This window comes from Mucilaginibacter sp. (assembly GCF_025362475.1).
Lineage (GTDB): Bacteria > Bacteroidota > Bacteroidia > Sphingobacteriales > Sphingobacteriaceae > Mucilaginibacter.
Genome location: NZ_JANYGH010000055.1, coordinates 168836 through 189397 on the forward strand (window position 1 = coordinate 168836; position 20562 = coordinate 189397).

At 37.2% G+C, this 20562-nt stretch carries 11 protein-coding genes; 5 read left to right on the forward strand and 6 right to left on the reverse strand.

Annotated elements, in window-relative coordinates:
* Positions 1-359: 359 nt before the first annotated feature.
* The 3 genes from Q0R88_RS18180 to Q0R88_RS18190 form a co-directional block, all read right to left on the reverse strand.
* Positions 360-3161 (reverse strand): Ig-like domain-containing protein, encoded by a 2802-nt coding sequence (locus Q0R88_RS18180; RefSeq protein WP_295718846.1) that lies wholly within the window; start codon positions 3159-3161, stop codon positions 360-362.
* Positions 3162-3389: 228 nt separating this feature from the next.
* Complete coding sequence (locus Q0R88_RS18185) at positions 3390-7841, reverse strand: Ig-like domain-containing protein (RefSeq protein WP_295718847.1); 4452 nt, start codon at positions 7839-7841, stop codon at positions 3390-3392.
* A 71-nt stretch (positions 7842-7912) separates the two neighbouring features.
* Complete coding sequence (locus Q0R88_RS18190; RefSeq protein WP_295718850.1) at positions 7913-8683, reverse strand: hypothetical protein; 771 nt, start codon at positions 8681-8683, stop codon at positions 7913-7915.
* Between the two features lie 502 nt (positions 8684-9185).
* Between Q0R88_RS18190 and Q0R88_RS18195 the strand changes: the two genes are divergently transcribed.
* From Q0R88_RS18195 to Q0R88_RS18210, 4 genes are all read left to right on the forward strand, one after another.
* Positions 9186-9722: a UpxY family transcription antiterminator gene (locus tag Q0R88_RS18195; protein WP_295718852.1), complete on the forward strand. Its 537-nt coding sequence runs from the start codon at positions 9186-9188 to the stop codon at positions 9720-9722.
* 75 nt (positions 9723-9797) lie between these two features.
* Positions 9798-10193: a hypothetical protein gene (locus Q0R88_RS18200; RefSeq protein ID WP_295718854.1), complete on the forward strand. Its 396-nt coding sequence runs from the start codon at positions 9798-9800 to the stop codon at positions 10191-10193.
* 161 nt (positions 10194-10354) lie between these two features.
* Positions 10355-10750: a response regulator gene (locus Q0R88_RS18205; protein WP_295718857.1), complete on the forward strand. Its 396-nt coding sequence runs from the start codon at positions 10355-10357 to the stop codon at positions 10748-10750.
* A gap of 289 nt (positions 10751-11039) precedes the next feature.
* Entirely contained in the window at positions 11040-13100 is a 2061-nt protein-coding gene (locus Q0R88_RS18210) for a T9SS type B sorting domain-containing protein (RefSeq protein ID WP_295718860.1), read from the forward strand.
* 77 nt (positions 13101-13177) lie between these two features.
* Here Q0R88_RS18210 and Q0R88_RS18215 read toward each other — a convergent pair whose 3' ends face one another.
* The 3 genes from Q0R88_RS18215 to Q0R88_RS18225 all read right to left on the reverse strand — a co-directional run bounded on the left by Q0R88_RS18215 (position 13178) and on the right by Q0R88_RS18225 (position 19139).
* Positions 13178-13966, reverse strand: coding sequence for an AraC family transcriptional regulator (locus Q0R88_RS18215; protein ID WP_295718862.1), 789 nt, complete (start codon positions 13964-13966; stop codon positions 13178-13180).
* Positions 13967-14389: 423 nt separating this feature from the next.
* Positions 14390-14986, reverse strand: a complete 597-nt coding sequence (locus Q0R88_RS18220) for a hypothetical protein (RefSeq protein ID WP_295718864.1) — start codon at positions 14984-14986, stop codon at positions 14390-14392.
* Between the two features lie 331 nt (positions 14987-15317).
* Positions 15318-19139 carry a malectin domain-containing carbohydrate-binding protein gene (locus Q0R88_RS18225; protein ID WP_295718866.1) on the reverse strand — a complete coding sequence of 1274 codons (3822 nt, stop codon included), beginning with the start codon at positions 19137-19139 and terminating at the stop codon, positions 15318-15320.
* Positions 19140-20017: 878 nt separating this feature from the next.
* Between Q0R88_RS18225 and Q0R88_RS18230 the strand changes: the two genes are divergently transcribed.
* The gene (locus tag Q0R88_RS18230) at positions 20018-20521 is read left to right on the forward strand and encodes an OmpA family protein (protein WP_295718868.1); all 504 of its coding nucleotides are present in this window, start codon (positions 20018-20020) and stop codon (positions 20519-20521) included.
* Positions 20522-20562: the final 41 nt, after the last annotated feature.

A 20562-nucleotide genomic window follows, 5' to 3' on the forward strand; every position in this document is an offset into this window, starting at 1 on the left:
CGCATTCTCACTAACAGAGTGACTATATTTGGGTGATCAAGGATATTATGATTTGATAAATTTTAATCACAAACAAATATTAAAAATATATCACTAATAAAAGATGAAATTTTGGGAATGAGTGCTTTTTGTGTAATTATGTGAAATGGTGAAAAATACGCTAATAAAACTCCATAACACCCTGGATACACACCTATTTATTTTTATATATTTAATAATTATTCTTGTTTAGAGTAATTATTAAACACATTAAGCACATCTGCAGCAACTGATAATTACTGCGTTAATATCTATTCACATCAATCAATTTAGAGGAGATGAGTGTGAATGTTCAACAATCATAAACATTCCTTTAATCCTTACTTATTTGCTTTTGCATTAGTTGAATATTTTTCATTAACCTTAAGTAAAGTAATCTGAGACATTAAATTGGGGTTGTTATTCCAATTAAATTCACTTACGTACAAATTCCCCGTTTGCGTATCTTCTACAAGATCCAAAGGGTTTGCAAAGCCAGACATTCCTATCAAACCCATATTACCGGATCCGCGCGCACTGTTAACTATATCATACTCTTTATCACTTGCACCAATGGCCAACCGCGTATTTTTAACCATCGATCCGGGTTCGAGAACAATGATATCTCCCCCTCCACTAAACCTGCAAACAAGTAATTTTCCTTTTAAAGCGCCGCCAAAGGCGTTGCTTTTATACTCAATTACTCCGTTAGGTGAGTGATTTAAACCAAAATCAAAGGCAGCGCCCCTGTAATTGATATCCGGTTGTATATCTTTACTATATAGTGGATTATCCGGATATCCCCTGTTAACCGTATATTCTCCTCTTAAAGGGTTAGGATGGCCAAAATATCCAACTCCCCTATTGGGGTCTACTCTAAACAGCCAGTCATGCTGCACCTGAACAGATTTTGTGGCAGGTATATTAGGGCCGTTATAAATTGTCCCATCCGGCCTCCTGGTTCCATTTAACGAAGCCGGAGAATTACCGCCGCCTCCGGAACCATTAGCCGGAATATATAATTGTCCGTTAGTATGCCAAACCAGGTCATAAGCATTGCGAATACCCGATGCATAAATAGTTAAAGGGGATTTGATGCTATAAGGGTTATACTTGCCATCTGCTGTTTTAATATCATTTAGGGGTGCCTGATTGATAAGCTTTTGGTTGTCGCTGGTTTCTACATTTAGTGGAAGTTTCAGATTAGCCAATTTTTTAATATCCAATCTAAGTATAGCTCCTGCAAGCAAGGTTTCCTCTCTTTGCCATCCCTTATCAAAAGCGCCCGCCGAGCTGTTGCTACCCTGGCATATGTATATAGCACCATCCGGACCAAACGCCAATCCGTTTACCATATGATCTCTTGTAGACCGTGGCAGCTTACTCACGATCAACTCCTCCGCCGATAGATCAGATCCAGTTAAACGGGAGATATTTCCATCGAATGGTGGCGCACTCGTTAAGCTACCAGAGCAATGAGTTACCCAGGCAATTAACGTTTGTGAGGTTGAGGAAGGATCAAACGTTAAACCAATTGCAGTACGCTCGCCATATTTTGCTTTGAGGGTATTTATTGTTTTGAGTCCGCTTAATGCACCTGTTTGATGATTAACCTCAAATCGTTCAATTACTCCATCCATTCTTAACGCGTAAAATTTACCATCCGGTCCAAATGTGAGCGTCGTATAATTTTTATTCTGTGTGCCGGGAACCGGTATTTTAGTAAAATCGGCATTGTAAAACTTACTCGAGTCAACGGGAATGGTGCCGGTAAAAAAATTGCTCTCAAATCTTTCTATCGATGTTCCTGCATATGATCTTACCCCATTTGTAATTACAAATTTGTAATGCGTTGTTGGATCAAGAGGTTCACTTGGCGAAAAACTTATCGCATCTCCACCACCCGTACCCTGCATTACTCCTTTTACACTAACATATTTGCCCTCAACTTCCCTTAAAAGTTTTACCGTGTTGTTATTAATTGTGCTATTATCTATTCCTCCTTTAAAACCATTTACCTGGGGCACAGAAAGGCTGTTTGCCGCAATATTTGAAGTGTTGATACTTACAGACGTTGCCCCATTAACGGGATTTGATGCAATAACATAAGATTTTGAAGCATCAACAACTCGTAACTGATAAGCTACCTGTTGCGTGCTATAACCTTTAGCGCTTATAGTTAATTTTATAGTATAAATACCGGGTGGCAGTTTTTTTGCTTCCGAATAATCGAAGTTTAAATTATCAGCGCTTGATTTATTATTGGCAATTAAGTGCAACCATCTCGGAGTGTCGTCCAGATAATCGATATGCAGACCATAATTGATTCCTTTAACCGGGCTAATTAACTCTATATGCAGTAAGTGATTGCCTGTGTCTTGTTTAGTAACTGAAAGATTTGGATTAGATGGCTTTATATAGAAATAGGGATCAAGCTTTGCCGGACTGATTTGAATATTATTAATTTTTGTGTTAACTCCACCATCGGCATTAATTGTCAGAAAACCATCTAGCACGTGTACTCTTATTTTAGCTATTTTAAAACGACCGAAACTGCCTTCCTTTCCAAATGGAACAAAATCAGTAATAGCTTTCTTCCCCTCTACGTTTATGCAATGTTTTTCTTTAGCTTTCCCTACCAAACCATCACCGGCAGTTACAACAACATCGTAATAGCCATTTAAAACTTTGATTTCCCAATAACCTTCTTCTTTTGTGCCCTTGAACGGCCCGTAATACCAACTGATATCATTAGCCTGCATATGTATAAGGCCATCAAGTAAAACATCATCAGGGTTATTCCTGTTCCTGGCATTGTTAACTAAATTCAACGGAGTTCCATCGGCTCTTTTTTTCCACCCATATTGTAAACTGCCGGTTTCAAATATCCCAGGCTTAGTACCAAATGGAAAACCGCAATCCTTAACCCAGCCAACCGGTTCTGAGCCTGAAGAATCCTGGAAATTTATTTTTAATGTTTCCATTAAAGGTTGCGAAAATTCAATAACCGGCACATCTGTGGGTTGGGCGATTTTTTTAGAATGAACAAGCCCAAAAGTGTTATTTAAAAGATAATTAGGGACAATTATAATTCCTACAAAAAGCAACATGGTAGCAGCTGACAAAATGAATACTTTTTTCATGCCGTAATAAAAATTAATGATAAATGAGGGGATAAATAAGGTAAAGGAATAGATTTAAAATGCTGACTTATTTAAAACCAAAACAATTGTTGGCTTATTAAAAAATGTCAAAATATTATCGGGAAGTATTGAACCGGATTTTTGCAAACTCCTGCAAAGTCTGTATAATTATTTGATGGAAGTAATTAATTTACTTCCATCAAATAATTAACTGATAGGGTTATCAACTTAATTTTGGATTATAAGTTTAGCTTCTTTAGAGCCGGTAGTATTTACAGCCCTTACAATAAAATAGGCTGTACCTAATACTTTGGGTAATTGTATTGTGGTGTTACAATTTCCCTGTAAATCAGTAGTAACGTCCATTGATCTAAGTTTAACACCCATGATATTAAATAACGAAATATTTACCTTCTCTAACTTTCTGTAGTTTGCCAGTTGAACGTGAGCCCAATCTCCAACATTAGGGTTAGGATAAACTTTCAATGTACTTTCAGCTTTATTTTTTTTAAGGTTTGCACTATCTGATGAAGAATTTGTAATTGACTGTGGTTGTAATGACAAGTCAACTTCTTTAACAGTATCTTCAACGCTGGTTACCCTAAGCTTTACAGCTTTTTCTAAAGCTGTATTTATAGGCGCACGAACAGTAAACGTTAGCGTGGTGTTTTTCTTCATCACTAAAAGGCTATCCTTTGTAGGCAAAGCTATTCCTTCGATATTATAATTTGACGCATCGTTTCCGCTTAACTTAATATCCTTTATTTTCAAATCTCCATCGCCCTTATTAGCAACCGATATATCATAATTTTTATAGGCTATTAACCCTTGTACATCAGGCGCCGGACTTGAAAATACACTCAAAAGACCAGCTGGAGCCGTTGGGGTATCGTTTACCTTTAATAGTGTAATTTGTGTAACAAGGCTAGGATTTACGTTCCAATTATATTCAATTACATATAAATTCCCATTCAGGGTATCTTCAACCAAATTAATTGGATTAGCAAAGCCCGACATGCCAATTAAACCGTAATTTCCTGATCCGGGTGTAACTTTAACAATATCATAGATGTGATCATTGTCATCTGCCGAATTTATAGATGATACCTTTACAAGTGAGCCAGGTTCCATTACCATTATATCTCCACCGCCACTGAAACGGCAAACCAAAATTTTATTTTTTAAAGCCCCGTTAAATGTGTTGCTTTTATATTCAAGAACTCCATTTGGCGAATGGTTTAAGCCGAAATTATAAGCCGCACCCCTGTAATCTGCATCTGGTAGAATGCTTGTTGAATAAAGCGGGTTATCTATGTTACCCCTGTTTTCAACATACTGACCTCTTAAAGGATTCGGATGACCGAAATATCCAACGTTTTTTAATGGATTTACCCTGAACAACCAATCAAATTGCACCTGTACGTCAGTAGTTCCAGGTACAACCTGTCCGTTATAGAAATCCCCGTTTGGCCTGCGGGTACCGGCAACGGATGCAGGCGAATTTCCGCCTCCGCCTGAACCATTTGTAGGTATATATAATTGCCCGTTACTGTGCCAAAGTAAGTCATAGGCATTTCTAACGCCGGAAGCATAAATCGTTACCGGTGAATTTGAGCTATAAGGGTTGTAAGTACCATCGCTCATCTGTATTGAATTTGCCGGGGCGGCATTAATAACACTTAATGATGACGAAGTTTGAACATTCAAAGGCAAAGTAACCGTATTCATTCTCGCCATATCTATGCGTAGGATTGTTCCTGAGAGCAGACTTTCATCACGCTGCCAATCACTGTCATAAGCTCCAGCAGAACTATTACTACCCTGCGACAAATACATTGCACCATCTGGGCCAAATTGAAGGCTATTGGCCATATGATCACGTGTTGAGCGCGGAAGCCTGGTGATAAAAAGCAATTCATTTTCCAGATTGCTACCACTCAGTTGGGAAATATTGCAATCAAACAACGGTGAATTGATTAATCCGGGTGAGCAATGGGTAACATAGCAAATAAGATTATTTGCAGTTGAGGCAGGACTAAAAACTAAGCCAATTGCAGATCTTGTGCCATATTTGGTATTTAAAGTGGTAATAATTTGTTGATTACTTAAGGTTCCATCGGTATGGTTAACTGAATAGCGCTCAATTGCTCCATCGAGTCGCAAAGCATAAAACATGCCGTCCGGACCGAAACGCACAGTGGTATATTTTTTATTTTGGGTGCCCTGCACCAGGCTTTTAGTAAATTTTGCATTTAAAACACTGATTGTTAAATCAGTATTTGCAGAATCGGTAGTAAATGTTGATGTGAAAGGAGTAAACGCAGCGCCACTATATGATTTTACACCATTAGTAATACTAAACCTGTAAGTTGTATTTGTTTCGAGTGCCGTTTTAGGCGAAAAGCTTATAGCATCTCCTCCGCCTGTTCCTTGTACTACGCCCGCTACTTCGGTGGCTACATTATCTATAACTTTGAATAATTTTACTGTAGTTGAACTGATTGTACTATTATCTACCCCTCCTTTAAACCCAGCTACAGCAGGCACAAACAAATGATTGGCGGCAACACTTACTGTGCTTGGATTTACTTTAGTTGCGGCATTGGCTGGCGAAGATGAAACCACATACGGGCCGTTGCCGTCAACAACCCGTAAATAAATATTAGTATATGAACTTGAGTAACCACTGCTTGATGCTTTAACTGCCGCGCTATAAGCACCTACAGGTAGTGAATAAGCAGTAGCATAGTTAAGCACAATTACAGGCGTAACACCAGGTTGTGATGAAGCAAAACTCAGCCACCCCCCGGTACCTGTGTTATAGGTTGCTGCAATTGCATAGGTAAGCGACTTATTATCGGAATTGCCGGCCTGCAAAGAGATTGTGTTGGGGCCACTGTTTCCTTTAATAACCAGGAGATTTATGGTATTGTTGGACCATCCTATAAAAGGAGCTATACTTACAGGAGTAATTCTGGCATAGTTAATTTTAGTATTTGTGCCTCCGTCGGCCGTTATAGTTATATGTTCATCTGTAACCGGAACCCTCACCGTAGCCTGTTTAAATCTGGTTGATGAGCCGGGTAGCCCGCTTGGCACAAAACCTGTTATGGCACTCACACCCTCTATTTTTAAATTATCACTTTCAGGATTGCCATCTCCTACGCCATCGCCGGCCGATACATTTACATCATAAGTTCCATTTGGCACCTTAATTTCCCAATAGCATTGCGTTTTTGAACCAGGAAACGTTCCAATAACGTTGTTAGCTTGCATGTATATTAATGTAGAAAGTGTGATATCTTCCGGCTCATTTCTATTAAAACCATTTGATGTTATATTAAATGGCGTGGCATCTGTCTTTCTTCGCCAACCATACTGCAGGCCAGATAATTGATAAGGTGCGGTTCTAAAAGCATACGCCTGTCCAAAATCCCGAACCCAATTATTGGGAGGTATTGTTGCTGCATTTTGAAAATTCACATACGTTGGATTAAGCGATATACCATCCACCACAATTAATCTAAAACCAAGAGTATCTGATTCATAGCCAGTTGCGCTTGCTATAAGCGCCCCTTTATAAGTTCCCGGCGCTAAATCAGAACTGATATTGGCTCCACCAAATGAAATGGTGCCTAATACAGCCGGAGGTACAGTTAGCCATGGGGCAGTTATTGCTCTGAATGTAACCGCTGGAGATCCCATACCAGATGATAAAACAACTGATTGGGATTTAAGTGCTCCTCCTTTATAAAAAGTATAAGACAGGCTGTCTGCTGAGAATTTTAAGGTAGCCGAAGGAACTATCGGAACATCTTTTTTTACACTAAAGTCATCAAAAGTGTAGGTAACAGGGCTTGCGGCGTTACGATGCGTAGCGTATATAGCTGCATAAGTTGCAGCTCCGGTTACGCCCATGCCGTTAATCTTTATGTTTGAATTTGGATAGGCAGCGCCGGTACTCAAATAAGTGCTTCCGCCGTCTGTAGAATAAAAACCTTCCGCAGTTTGCGTTGCAGAATCTATTGTTAATCTCAATCTTACTGTGTTGGTATTTAGGTTTACTATAACCGGTGTTATCCTTTGATCGGGATTACCAGCGCCTATAACGCTACTGCTTAAATCGTTAAACTCTCTTCTAAGCTCCACTTTATTTCCGCTTATATCCAGCTTAATAAATGTATGGTCATTTAAACCAAACCAAATTCCGGCTTGTTGTGATTGTGCCGCGTTTATTGGATTGACAATGGAAACCTCTATATTAATTTTCCCACTTTGTAAAACCTTTACCCCTAAGATATTTATTTGATTATTGTTAGTCAAAAAGTCAATACCCTTGTTTGTTACAAAAATCAAACGGCCCTGTGTTACGCTGATTTTTGAAGGCTCATATCCGGGAGCATCAGCTACCGATGGAACGCCATCAACGGCCAAACGTGTGCCGGAATATGGCAGTGCCATGGTAAAACCGGTACCAATATTAGCTTTATCGACTAAAGTGCCTGTAACACCAGCGTTAAAAGACAAAGAATATGGCAAAGAAACCTGAATAGCAGAGCAGGGTAAGGTACTATAAGGAGGACAAGTATTGGCTGTAGAATCAATAGTGATGTTGTTTGCTAAAACAACTGTGCTCTGTAATATTATATTCAATAGCAAAAATAAAATACATCTTTTCATGGCTTTTGATATAAATTAAACAAATAGAACTTCAATTACTTTCTATTACTATCCCGACGTGTTGTATTTGGCTAATAATCTTTAATCTCCAATGTTTTTAGGTTAACTACCAATTGGGCTGATTTTTCAATTAACTTAAGATTTAATACTTCATTGCTCATCAAACAAACAGACAAAAGAGGTACAGAAAAAAAGCAGTATTTAATACAATTCAATATATCCTTGGTCAAGAGCGTTTTTACAACTAAATACTTTTCCTGAATTAACGTTCCAATTTCCTGGTCGTTAAAAACTACTTTTTTAAAGCCATTTACATCAACTACAAATTGTGTGCTGAAATACCTATCTATATCATCAGTATCTATGGTTGATGTCTCAAATAAATCGGTTATATCATACCAATATAAATACATGTTAATCTCCATACCAATGCTGAGGTACCATTTTATAACTCCGCTGTTTTTTGTAAATGCATCCAAATACAACATATCAACGTCATTCCTTTCATTCTTTATAATATTCAGTGCTCGGTAAAAAATCCTGGAGCCAATATTATAATGTGAAAAATGATGATTGACAATGATGTTGCGTAGATAAACAACGTTTTTTTCCACTTCTAAAAGAACAAAGCCCGTAAGATCATTTGACAAATAATCACATACATAAAAAACATACACATCCGGACGCTCAATCATCCCACACAAGTAGTGTTTATAGTTAGGATCCCTATATATAAAAAAAACTGACAATGCGTTGCTATATGCATTTTTAAGCACATTACATATCTTATCAATAATTGGATCATCAAGATCCGTCAGGCGGATAAATTGCATGGTGCGCATGCTTTGCGATATAAATATTAATTATAGCGAAGCTCTTTCGCTTACATGATCATAAACTATCAGCCCCGTCTCTAAATGATAGATGTTAAAATTCATACAATAATAAAGTATTATCTATTTATTAAAATAACATCCGGCGTTTTGTGTGTAATTACGAGAAATACCGAGCAAAAGCTGCCAATATGAATTAAATCATATTCTATTTTTTTAACACCATAATTTCAAAGATTCTGAAAAATTAAAGAAGATCCTTCAACTTTAACTTCTTTAAGAAAAAATTTCTCATAGGTAATCAAAATTTCACAAAACGATATACATAATCCTAAACACCAATTTAATCAAGGGGATTATCTTTAAATTGAAAATAATTTCAATAGGGAAAATATTACAACCAGTACTTATTGTCATAACATTTAATTAATTATTTAACTCGCAAAAAAGCAGGAATATGTAAAAATAGAAGTGATCCAAACACAAAAACATAACTCTCAAATATAAATTTATGGCACATTTTACACAAACAGAAAAAGAAATCAGTGATTTCAACAATTCCAGATGGAATGTAGTTTACACCAAATCCAGATGGGAAAAGAAAGTTGATAAACTCCTCAAAATGCAGAACATCAATTCGTTCTGTCCAACTATCAAAACTAAACATCGCTGGGTCGACAGAATTAAAACTGTCGAGCTACCCTTGTTCAAATCTTACCTATTTGTGAAGGCAAATCCAAAGGATCTGCTCAAGGTTAGGCAAACAATGGGGGTTGTGAACTTTGTTCATCACTGTGGCAAGCCTGCATCAATTAACAACACAGAGATTGAACGCATAAAGACACTTGTTGAAAGTTATGATAACGTTGAAGCGGTAGGCCTTCCCCGGATTAGGGTTGGCGACACGATAAAAATACAAGATGGTGTACTATTAGACTGGCAGGGTGAAGTACTTAAAATTCAAGGAAAATCCGTTGTAATGTTAATGAAAGAACTCAATTGCGCCTTAGTTATCAATACTGATGAAACAACGCTGAGCTTCGTATAATTAATGCTGTATGCGGAATTGCAAAAGAGGAAAACATTTTAACTACTTATTAACCTGGCATTAAAGGAAAATACCATGGACAAACATTATGGACAAACCGTCGAGGCGGTGATTAGAAAAAAAGGCTATAGCATAAGTGAAATCGCTCATCTTGCTCACGTCAATCGAAGGTCAGTATATAATTGGTTTAACCAAAAATACTTGAAAACTGAAATTATTTTCAGTTTAGGTCTTTTATTAAAACACGATTTTTCAGTCGAATTTCCAGATTTATTTACTAAAAAAGATTTCCAGGAGATTTATAATTATCAGGAGCCAAATCCTGACGACCTGATTTTAAAAGATACAATAACACATCATGTGTGGAAAAATCGGTATATAGAATTACTTGAGCAATATAATCAACTGAAATTAACCCATCCCCATATAAGCGAATACTTAGAACGCAAAAAATTAGGACTAGATGGTTAAACAAGAAAACAGCATCAAAAAAGAGCCCACAATTTTTGTTTATGAGGTAAGCTGTGCATGATTAATAATTTAAGTGAATAATTGATCATGTACAGAATTACTGGGCTTGGTTTTAAATCCGCGTTCTACTTATTGAAAATTTCGAGTATTTAATTAAGACAATGGCTAAAGTTTTTTTGATAGATGATAATCCACTGGAGCATTTTATAGCAGATAGAATGCTTAATAAGTATGCCCGACCGTTAGAAATTTTACATAGCGTTGATGCTCGCTTAGCGCTGGATTTTTTGAAAGAACACAGCCAGGATATAGTTGCCTTGCCCGATTTAATCTTGTTAGACTTAAATATGCCTCATTTTAGCGGAGGGGATTTTTTGAAAAGTTTCACGTTAGTTGAAAATCAACTCATCAAACATGTAGACATTTTTATACTAACATCATCTATTAGTAACAGTGATAGAAACTTCTGCAAAAAGTTTCCCTTTGTTAAATCTTATTTCGTTAAACCTATAACTCAGCATATTATTCAGCAAATTTTTTCATCTCAGGCCCTCTGACCCCCTCTCTCTGCAAATGAAGATGTTAATGTAGCCGATATAAGCAGAATGACCAATTATTAAATACCGAGTTTTTTCAAAAACGAATGATATGTCTAAATATATTTATATTAAGACTCTTTTTCTGTTGATATTGTTTTTTTTTAATGTAAAATATTTGTCGGCAAAGAAGAGAATAATAATTTCATATAACAATCCGGATGAAATTTTATGCACCCCTTCTAAGATGCTATGCCCCGGAGGAAGCGTTCAATTAACGCTATCCACAGATCAAAGTAATGCCCAAATAGTGTGGTTTTTAAACGGGGTCACTATTCAAGCCGCCAACCAACCTACTTATACTGCAACATCAATTGGCTCATATAGTGCTACCGCGACATTTGGGGGCAATACTGTAGTTTTCCCAAAAGTTGATATACTAAAAAGTGATACCCCGGTGGCAAGTTTCACCCATTCTGCTGACGGGAAATGTGCAACCTCACCTATCCGGTTCACCTCTACTTCAACGGGTACAAATTTGAAATATACCTGGGATTTTGGCGACCCCAATTCTCAAAAAAACAACACTTCAAACCTCGAAAATCCAAGCCACTTATTTATCGGGAACCATGGCAATGGAACACAGGTATACACAGTGAAATTAACTGTAACAAATGAAGCAGGATGCGCCACAAGTGTTGCAAAAACAACAATAAAATTAAACCAAACACCAAGCACAAGTTTAAGCGCCAATGGGTTGACTTTTTATAACGGAGCTTCTTATTTTGTTAGCTGTACAACAACCCCTTCATCATTTAAGTTTATAAATAAATCCGGCACATCAAACCTCAGCTATCGAATTGCCTGGGGCGATAAATCGACAGATTTTATAAGTAAAACATTTCAAAGTGTTACACATACTTATTTGCCGGGCTTTTACACAATGTTTTTTAGTGTTACGGGCCTTAAAGGCTGCGTAAATACGCAAACATACTATGTGTATGTTGGCATCAGTCCACAAATATCCGTTGAAAAACAGGCTGATAAAGTGTGCGTTCATCAACCAATGGTTATAAATATTAAAAACCTAACACCGGCTGCTACAAGTTATAAAGTTACCTATGGCGATGGCGTTGTTAAAAACTATTCAAAAGCTGTTGACACGATTATGCACACTTTTGAAAATAGTTCTCAAAATCAAACGGCAGTTACCAGCCAGGGCACATTCAATAATGCTTATACAGTAGTCATCGAAGCTTCAAATCCATGTGGTAAGGTATCCATTGATACTGGTCCCATTTTCGTAATTGATTTGCCCGAAAAACCGGTAGTTACTTCGCACATTAATATTTGTTTAAATACTGGCGCAGCGCCTTTAACAGCTACCCCTGCAAACGGTAATAATCTTACATGGTACACCGATGCAACATTAAAAAATAAATATAGCCAGGCACCTTCTCCCCCTACCAACATTGCACAAGCAATTACCTATTACGTGTCGCAAACAAACCCAACAGGATGCGAAAGCGATGTTGCGGAAATAATCGTGAACATTCTGCCTCTTATAGAAAACAATACAATAGGTACTGATCAAATTCTTTGTTTTGGAGACACTCCTTCGAAAATATTAGCTACTGAAGCCTTAAAAGGTGGAAATGGCCAGTTTGAATATCAATGGCAAGTATCTACAGACAATGGCAGAACCTGGAGTAGCAATATAACTAATAATACCTCATCCGATTATTTTCCAAACGGCCTCCCTGGAAATCAACGGTACAGGCGATTGGTTTCAAGCGGCTCCTGTACAAGCATTTCCAACGAAGTTACCATTGATATTGAACCTGAGATTGTCAATTATAATCTCCTTGGTAAAGACCAGGTTATCTTGCCGGATGATTCGCCTGCGCTTATAAAAGGAGGGTATCCATCAGGAGGCAGTAATGAATATAAATTTACATGGGATGAGTCAACCGACAACTTAAACTGGAAACCTATACCTAATGCTACAGAGGTAGATTTCCAACCTCCAAAAAGCGCCGTGAATATGTATTACAGGCGCATTACAACAAGCGGGCGCTGTATGGTTGTGTCGGCACCGGTTAGAGTTTTTGTCAAAAGTTCCATTTTTATACCTACGGCTTTCACTCCCAATGGAGATGGCGTTAATGACAAATGGACAATTAAAGGTTTCGAGTACGACTCCAAATTCCGGGTCAAAGTTTATAACAGATACGGTGAAATGATAGTGAATTCAAAAAGCTCAACCTGGGATGGCCTCTATAATGGTAAACAGTTACAATCAGGAGTTTATTATTACATTTTAACTGCTGACAAAGTAAATTTAAGCGGATATGTAACAATTATTCTGTAGCTAAATTGGGTGCCAGCTTATATTGCATACTTAGTTGACGTTTTACGAAAGCATATATAAGTAAGGATTAATGATGGCTAAAACTTTGACAGCTCACATTCAAATATCATCATGAATATTGCTAAAATTGAAAGTAAATCAAGTTTCAAATCAATCGATTTGTTTTTAAAGCGGTTATAGCATGACGTAAAATTATAAGGATTTGAAAAATTGAAGATCGTAGCAAGTTCTCCAATTCGATACCTTTTTTCTTTTAAATATTGCTCTGCTACATCCATTTGAAGTTTCCTGAAATAAATAAACGGGCTTACGCCATAAGCAACTTTGAAATCCCGTTTTAATTTGGAAGCCGACATGAAATGAATTTCAGCAATATGAGAAAGGCCTGGAAATTTGGATAGTAATATTGATTTCAGATATTCTGCTACCCTTTCAATTTGTGGATCAATAACCGATATTTCTTCGTAAGATTGACCTGACGAACTCGATTTTACAATCGAGTTATTAAATTGATTAATTGCCATCATTAAATCAGGATCATGCAAATTTATTTCTGGTTTTTCAAAAATCTGCAGATAAAAACCTACAGGCAAATTGTCTTTCCAATCCGGGTAGTAAGTAATAATGCATAGACGGAGATTTGTAAAACTATCCGAAAGGTCTTGTTCAAAAACCCTTGGATTGCCACTTAGCACTGAGGTTAAATGTGGCAAATGACTATTATAAAGCGGTCCTAATAACTCGCTCAATGTTAATGTGCCTATTTTTTTTTTATCGGAAATATTAAATTGTCTTAAAAACTTTAAAGATGCATATCTTAAAACTTCGTCATTATCCCAATATGATACCATAACAATTTTTATCATTAAATCTTATTAACCGTGTCCGTGCCAAAAATGACAGACACCGTTACTTCATAGTTTAAACCTTTGTTTTGAATATAAATTAAAATATTAATTTACAACAAAAAAGGCAACTTAAAATCTGGGAGACAAGTTTTTTTCACAACTTCTACAGTTAAATTCAAAATTGTAAAGTTTGTGTAAAGGGGGGTAAAAGGGCTATAAAGATAAAATATAGCCCTCAATTATTTAAAAAGCTGGTTTTGCTTTATTGTTAACGAAGATATTCAATAGTAAATTGTGAAAATGTGTAAAGTAGAGCTTTACACATTTTCACAGTTTACTATGTCTGTTTGTATATTATTAATGATCGGTAGACAATTAAGATAGCTGTAATCGGGATTTTTTAGAGTTTTTTATTTTAATCCAAACTTTGCTTTTTCTTTTTTATGACACTCTTTTAAAAATAGACTGATCCCAGATTTGAACTGTTTGCAAATTTATGTCATGATTATCTTCAAAATCATTTAAAAAACAGGCAAGTTGTTTAGTTTTAAACTCGGCCCAGTAATCAATAAACAGATATGCACTTTTGTTTGCTATCAGCAGATCATCCAGTGCAAACGTTTGTGTCTGATCCTGTTGATTAATTACTTCCGAAAAATCTTCAAAAAATTTAAAATTTTCCATCAAGGAAATAAAGTCTATTTGTATTGCAATACGTTCTTCCAATTTCAAGCGAGGAATTTCGATTACTCCGAAACCAGCAGAGATCTTTGACACTTTGTCTGTGAGTTTTGCAATATCTTCACCTGTATAACCTCGACTGTTCCCATCATTTTCAATTACCGTTAGCAGGTTAGCATCATCTTCATTGACTACGAAAAGCTCATTTTGCTGATAGTCGTAATAATACTTTTCTGTAAAATATGTTTGCGGAACGCTAACGGCATTCATTAGCCATTGATTAACAGTGTTGGTCATATAAAAAAATGATTTATAGTGAAGTCCATTCGCTTCATCAACTAAAATTGGTGTTTCCATTTAAATTAAATTAATACAAAAAAGTAAAAAATCGCCATAAAATACCTAATCGTTTAATTTACTTGCAATTATACGATAGCTTAATTAAGTATACGTGAAGATTTATGAGAATGTTATGAAAAAATGATATAAAAGTGAATATCAACTAAGGCTTATAAGAATTTAATCTGCGCCTCAAAAGCACTATTCCCACTTGAGTTAATAGCTTAAAATGGCTTTAAGGAATTTTTGAGAGATGCTTTAAAAGTAAATACCCATCAATTAATAATTGACAGGTATTTACAAATGTTTTTTTACTTCAAAAGTAAAACATTATGGTTGGAGAATAATTTTATTGAACGAGCAGTTTTGAAGATAAATTTCCCGCTGCGCTGCGTGCATTTATGATATAAACCCCCTTGGTTAAAGTATTATTAAGGTTAACCAAAATATTGGCATTTCCTGACTCATTGGTAGTGAACGTTTTTGTTTGGAGTAAACGACCCGACATCGTGGTAATCAATAATGTTACCTCTTCGTTTTTTGAAAAGCTGCTTGCATTCAAACTAAAAACACTACCCAAATTTGGATTTGGATAAACAATAATCTTCCTTTTCTCCTTATCGCTTTCTGTTACGAGAGAACTACTGGTTGATTGAAGAGATGTTGAAGCAAACGAACTTACCGGCTGTACTTGAAATATTTCTACTGCTGCAATTCCGACACGATTAGCTGTTGGGTCAAATTTCATATTCATCACCCCATCTGTTACCGTTACAGGAATATCCTTTACTAATGCTGCCCTGTAACCAACTTGGGCATAAATATCAAAATTGGTTAAAACAACCTTGTTTTCAATAACCGTATTAAATACCCTGGTGCCAGGAACGGTCCAATAGTTTTCAACAAAATGAAGTCTTACAAAATAATCTCCATTAGTTACTGGTATGTCATATCTGGTTTCTGCAAGTTCTGCCGCTGCAGATAAGTAAGTTTGATATAAACTATCTATATCTGTACCCAAAACAGTCGTTTTTGTTGCCTGTGCATCAAGTTTAACCGAACCTGCTCTGTAGTTTTTATCTGCTTCATAGGTGTTACCCGCTAATGTTAGCGGCACATCCGAGCCACTTTTTATCCTTTTGATGACATTAACCGTTGATGTGATTGTGTTACCTATTCCATAAAGCGGGATACGAAGCGGAGATGATGCACTGTTGTAATTTATCAATAAAGCCGCATTTTTAATGCCAACTGTAGCAGGATTAAATTTAACAGTTAAGGTGGTAGTTGTCTGCACCGCTAGAGTTGCCGTTTTTAGGGCACTCACGGAAAATTCGGCATTATCGGGCCCTACGATTTGGACACTCTTCAATGTAATCGGCGAGTCATTGGTGCCGTCGGGATAGCTGATCCCTGAATTTTTTATGGTTAAGGTATAGGAGATGGAGCTGCCTGTTTTCGCAGGATCAAAACTTATCATTTTTTTAGGAAGTGGCACCAAATCGGCATAGTGCAGCGACCCTGAATCCGGCTTTATGTTTTCTAAATAGTAAATATTGTCCTGGTAGTCATAGTTGGTGAATGCCGTACCTAAATAATCGCAATCAAAAAAATACGCGTTTGGAATAATATTCCCATTCCCATCCATAGCTTTCAAAATTCGCATCCCTATCAATCCATTATAATTTTGTGTTCTATCTGTTGATGAAGAACCTACCTTAAATCCAAAAGATCCGGTTGGATTAAATGTATTAGTGGCTGGGGCTGATGTACTGCCGTAAAGCCGGGGAATTACAGACTGGCCATCCAAATTATTATGCGTAAAAATCATAGTAGAAGCCGTTGATCCCTTTTTAAAATATCTTATGGATTCTGTTGCCGAACAGCATCCGTGATATGCAGCAACCTGCCGAACGGTTACCGGTCGGCTTGCATCCGCCCTCACAAAATAAGAGGCTACTACCTCACTTGAATTTGGCACGCGGGCAGAACCATCTATATTTCCATCATCATGACCGTACCCTGTTATTGAGGTGAAGCCGGCGGCCGTTAGCAACTGTTGGGCGTAGGGTTCGTTAACTCCCTCTCCCTCGAGTTGCGAAACGCCGATTAATTTAACACTTTTAATAGGGGCAATACTATCATTGCTGGTTATAGCCAACGTATCATTAAATACCTTTAAACGTGAGCCAGCGTCTTTACTTATAAATTGAATTGTTACGTCGGTATAAGCTTCGGAATTTATATTAAAGGGCACCTTTGCTAAGGTGTCGCTTCCTACAGAAGCTACCTTCCATGCAGTCGGGTTGCTGAGCGCCAGTTTTGTTACCGTAAGTTTAGCAGCTCCTTTGTTATTTATCCTAAGCTTTATTTTATCGTGATTAGCGTTGTAAGGAGTCGTATCGGGACTAACACGCCTCCAGGGTGTTTGAATCTTTGAAAACAGCAAACGATCATCGGCCGGAAATCCATCAGGGTTCTTCAACACCATATACGTTGCCGGCGGTTTAATTACCACAAACCGGAAAGTTGTGGCTGTGGTTATCGTTGTGTTATTATTGGCATCAACGGCTTTGGCCACAATGCTGTAATTTCCAATCGTATTTATAATTACTGGAACTGTATAATTAACGTATGGAGCATTATTTAATGAATACTTCAAGGAATCCATGCCTGCTCCTCCACTATCGGTACCCGTTAATAAAACCTGTACCTGATCAACGTAAACTCCGGGAGAGCTAAGTGTACCCGCAAGCCTTATACTTGCTGTGGGCGCTATGGCATCTGTAACAGGATCTGCCGGAGCAATCGTTACAAAATTTATTTTACTGTTAACACCGCCATTAGCATCAATGGTGAGTTTACCATCGGTAACTGTTACTACTCCTATCGCTATTTTATGTTTGGCCGATGCCGAGGTGATTAAGTCTGCTATAACCGGCAATCCTTCTGCGTTTATCTGTGTATCACTGTCATAATAACCTTCGTCACCCGCTCCTACTGTTACCCGGTAAGTACCGTTCACCACAGCACACTCCCAGGTTCCGGGTAGCTGTCCCTTATCGCTGGCCTGTATCTGAACAACACCTAATAATCGCTTTTCACTCGTACCTGTACGGATCCGTATGTTCGCGGTCATATCCTGCGGAGCTTTTGTTGAAGGGTTTATCCACCCAAAACCACGCGCATCGGTATAAGCAAAACCATTATCAGCTGTGTAACCTGTAGGTGCAGTGGATGTAGATGGCAAAAATGCTATAGATTTATTGGTTCCTGTTGATTGAGCCGCAATAGTAAAAGGACTCGAATTGGTTACAACCTGGTTATTATTGGCATCAACCGATTTTATTGAAATATTGTAATTACCCGGTGCTGTGAGGATAAACGGAACTGTGTAATTAACATACGCACCATTATTCACAGCATATTTCAACGAATCCATGCCTGCTCCCCCGCTATCTGTTCCGGTAGCAAGCACCTGTACTTGGTTAGTGTAGGCGCCTGCAGCATTGAGTGTACCTACAAGCCTTATACTTGCTGTGGGTGCTATAGCATCTGTAACAGGATCTGCCGGAGCAATGGTTACAAAATTCATTTTACTGTTAACACCGCCATTAGCATCAATGGTGAGTTTACCATCGGTAACTGTTACCACTCCTATCGCTATTTTATGTTTGGCCGATGCCGAAGTGATTAAGTCTGCTATAACCGGTAACCCTTCTGCGTTTATCTGCGTATCACTGTCATAATAACCTTCGTCACCCGCTCCTATTGTTACCCGGTAAGTACCGTTCACCACAGCGCACTCCCAGGTCCCGGGTAGCTGCCCCTTATCGCTGGCCTGTATCTGAACTACGCCTAACAATCGCTTTTCACTCGTACCTGTACGGATACGCATATTCGCGGCCATATCCTGCGGAACTTTCGTTGAAGGGTTTATCCACCCAAAACCACGCGCATCGGTATAAGCCAAACCATTATCAGCTGTGTAACCTGTAGGTGCAGTGGATGTAGATGGCAAAAATGCTATATTAATTGTAGTAAAGCTTGTTAATGCACCTGTCAATTCAGGTTTGGCAACGTTAGACGGGAATGAATAATTCTTGCTGACAAAAACAGCGCCTTTAGCGTAATCAGAAAAAATGAAGCAATATAGAACTGAAAATAGCATTAAACAAGCCCCCTTTTTGCTTTTTACGAAAATTTTTAAATTATAATTAGTAATTAAACCCGTCATGTGCATAAAAATTAAATACATAAGTTGCTGATTACCAACAATAATACGCATTTATAAAGCGCCATACAGGTACCCGAAAAACCTGTGATAAGAATGTATAAAAGTGTACATGTAAGCTTTATCGCCTATAATAAATTTGAGAAAAGGCTTAAATTTATTATAATTCTGAATATTATTACATTGCCTTATGGGAAAGACCTTACCGCATATTTATTAAAAAAAATAATTATTGATTCATAACTGTGAAATTTTGTGCCATTAAAATCAACCTTGTGTAGTTACCTTTGAGTCAGATCAGTTTTAAATCAGTTAATTTTGTAAGGTAAGCCCTCTAACAGGGGCTTATTCAATTATTTTCACATTGGAAAAATTGCATATTCTTCCAATGATCCAGGCACCAATCATTACACACACTCACAGGGCTTAATTTCCACCTACCAAAACTCAACTCATGTTTTGGCGGTTTTTATTTTGGCAATTTTCAGAAAAAAGGCCCCCGCGTAGTAATAACTACTCGAGAGCCTTTAAACTAATCTTAATGAATTACATCGAAAGTTAAGTGTTTTTTTACGTGATTTATTCATTTATAACTATCCTGTGCAAGAATGTATTTAAAACCGTAAACAATTGAGTATTAGTATTAATATACATACCAACGCTTACCATAGGTAATGATAAATTTCAGTAGAATTTATTTGCACAAAAATTCACATAATAGCCAACAACTTAATTTAAGGCAATGAATTTTAATAACTTATGATTTAAGTTTACTCTACAAATCTTTATTATAAACCAGTTAATCAAGTAATATTATGAAAACGAAAATAGCTTTATCAATAGCATTTTTGCTGATTCCCTGCTTTACTATAAACGCATATTCATCTCCTGCAAAAAATTCAGGCAAAAAAAAATATAGAGTAATCCATTCTACGTCATACAAACTAAAATTTAAAAGATCTGTCTCCATGTCAATTGAGGAGATAACAAAAAATCTGGAATTTGATTTTTCACGGGCAGACGTGCACACCCAGTATACAGAACAATTGGATCAGCTTGCAAAACTAATGAATGAAGGAAAATACGCTTTAGCGCTCAGGGGGCATGCCGATTCTATTGGTACCTACGTAGGGAATTGGAAGTTATCTGATAAGAGAGCATTAGCTGTTAAGAAATATCTTGTAGAAAAAGGAGTTCCTGAGGATAAAATAGTCACCACGCCGTTCGGAAGTACACTTCCTGTCTCCAGCAATAAAACAAGTGCCGGAAGAAAAAAGAATCGCCGGGTCGAGATCAAGCTACAATCCTCAAACAGTTAATTTCTTTTGAAAAAAAATATTATGGGATTTTACTTATTAAT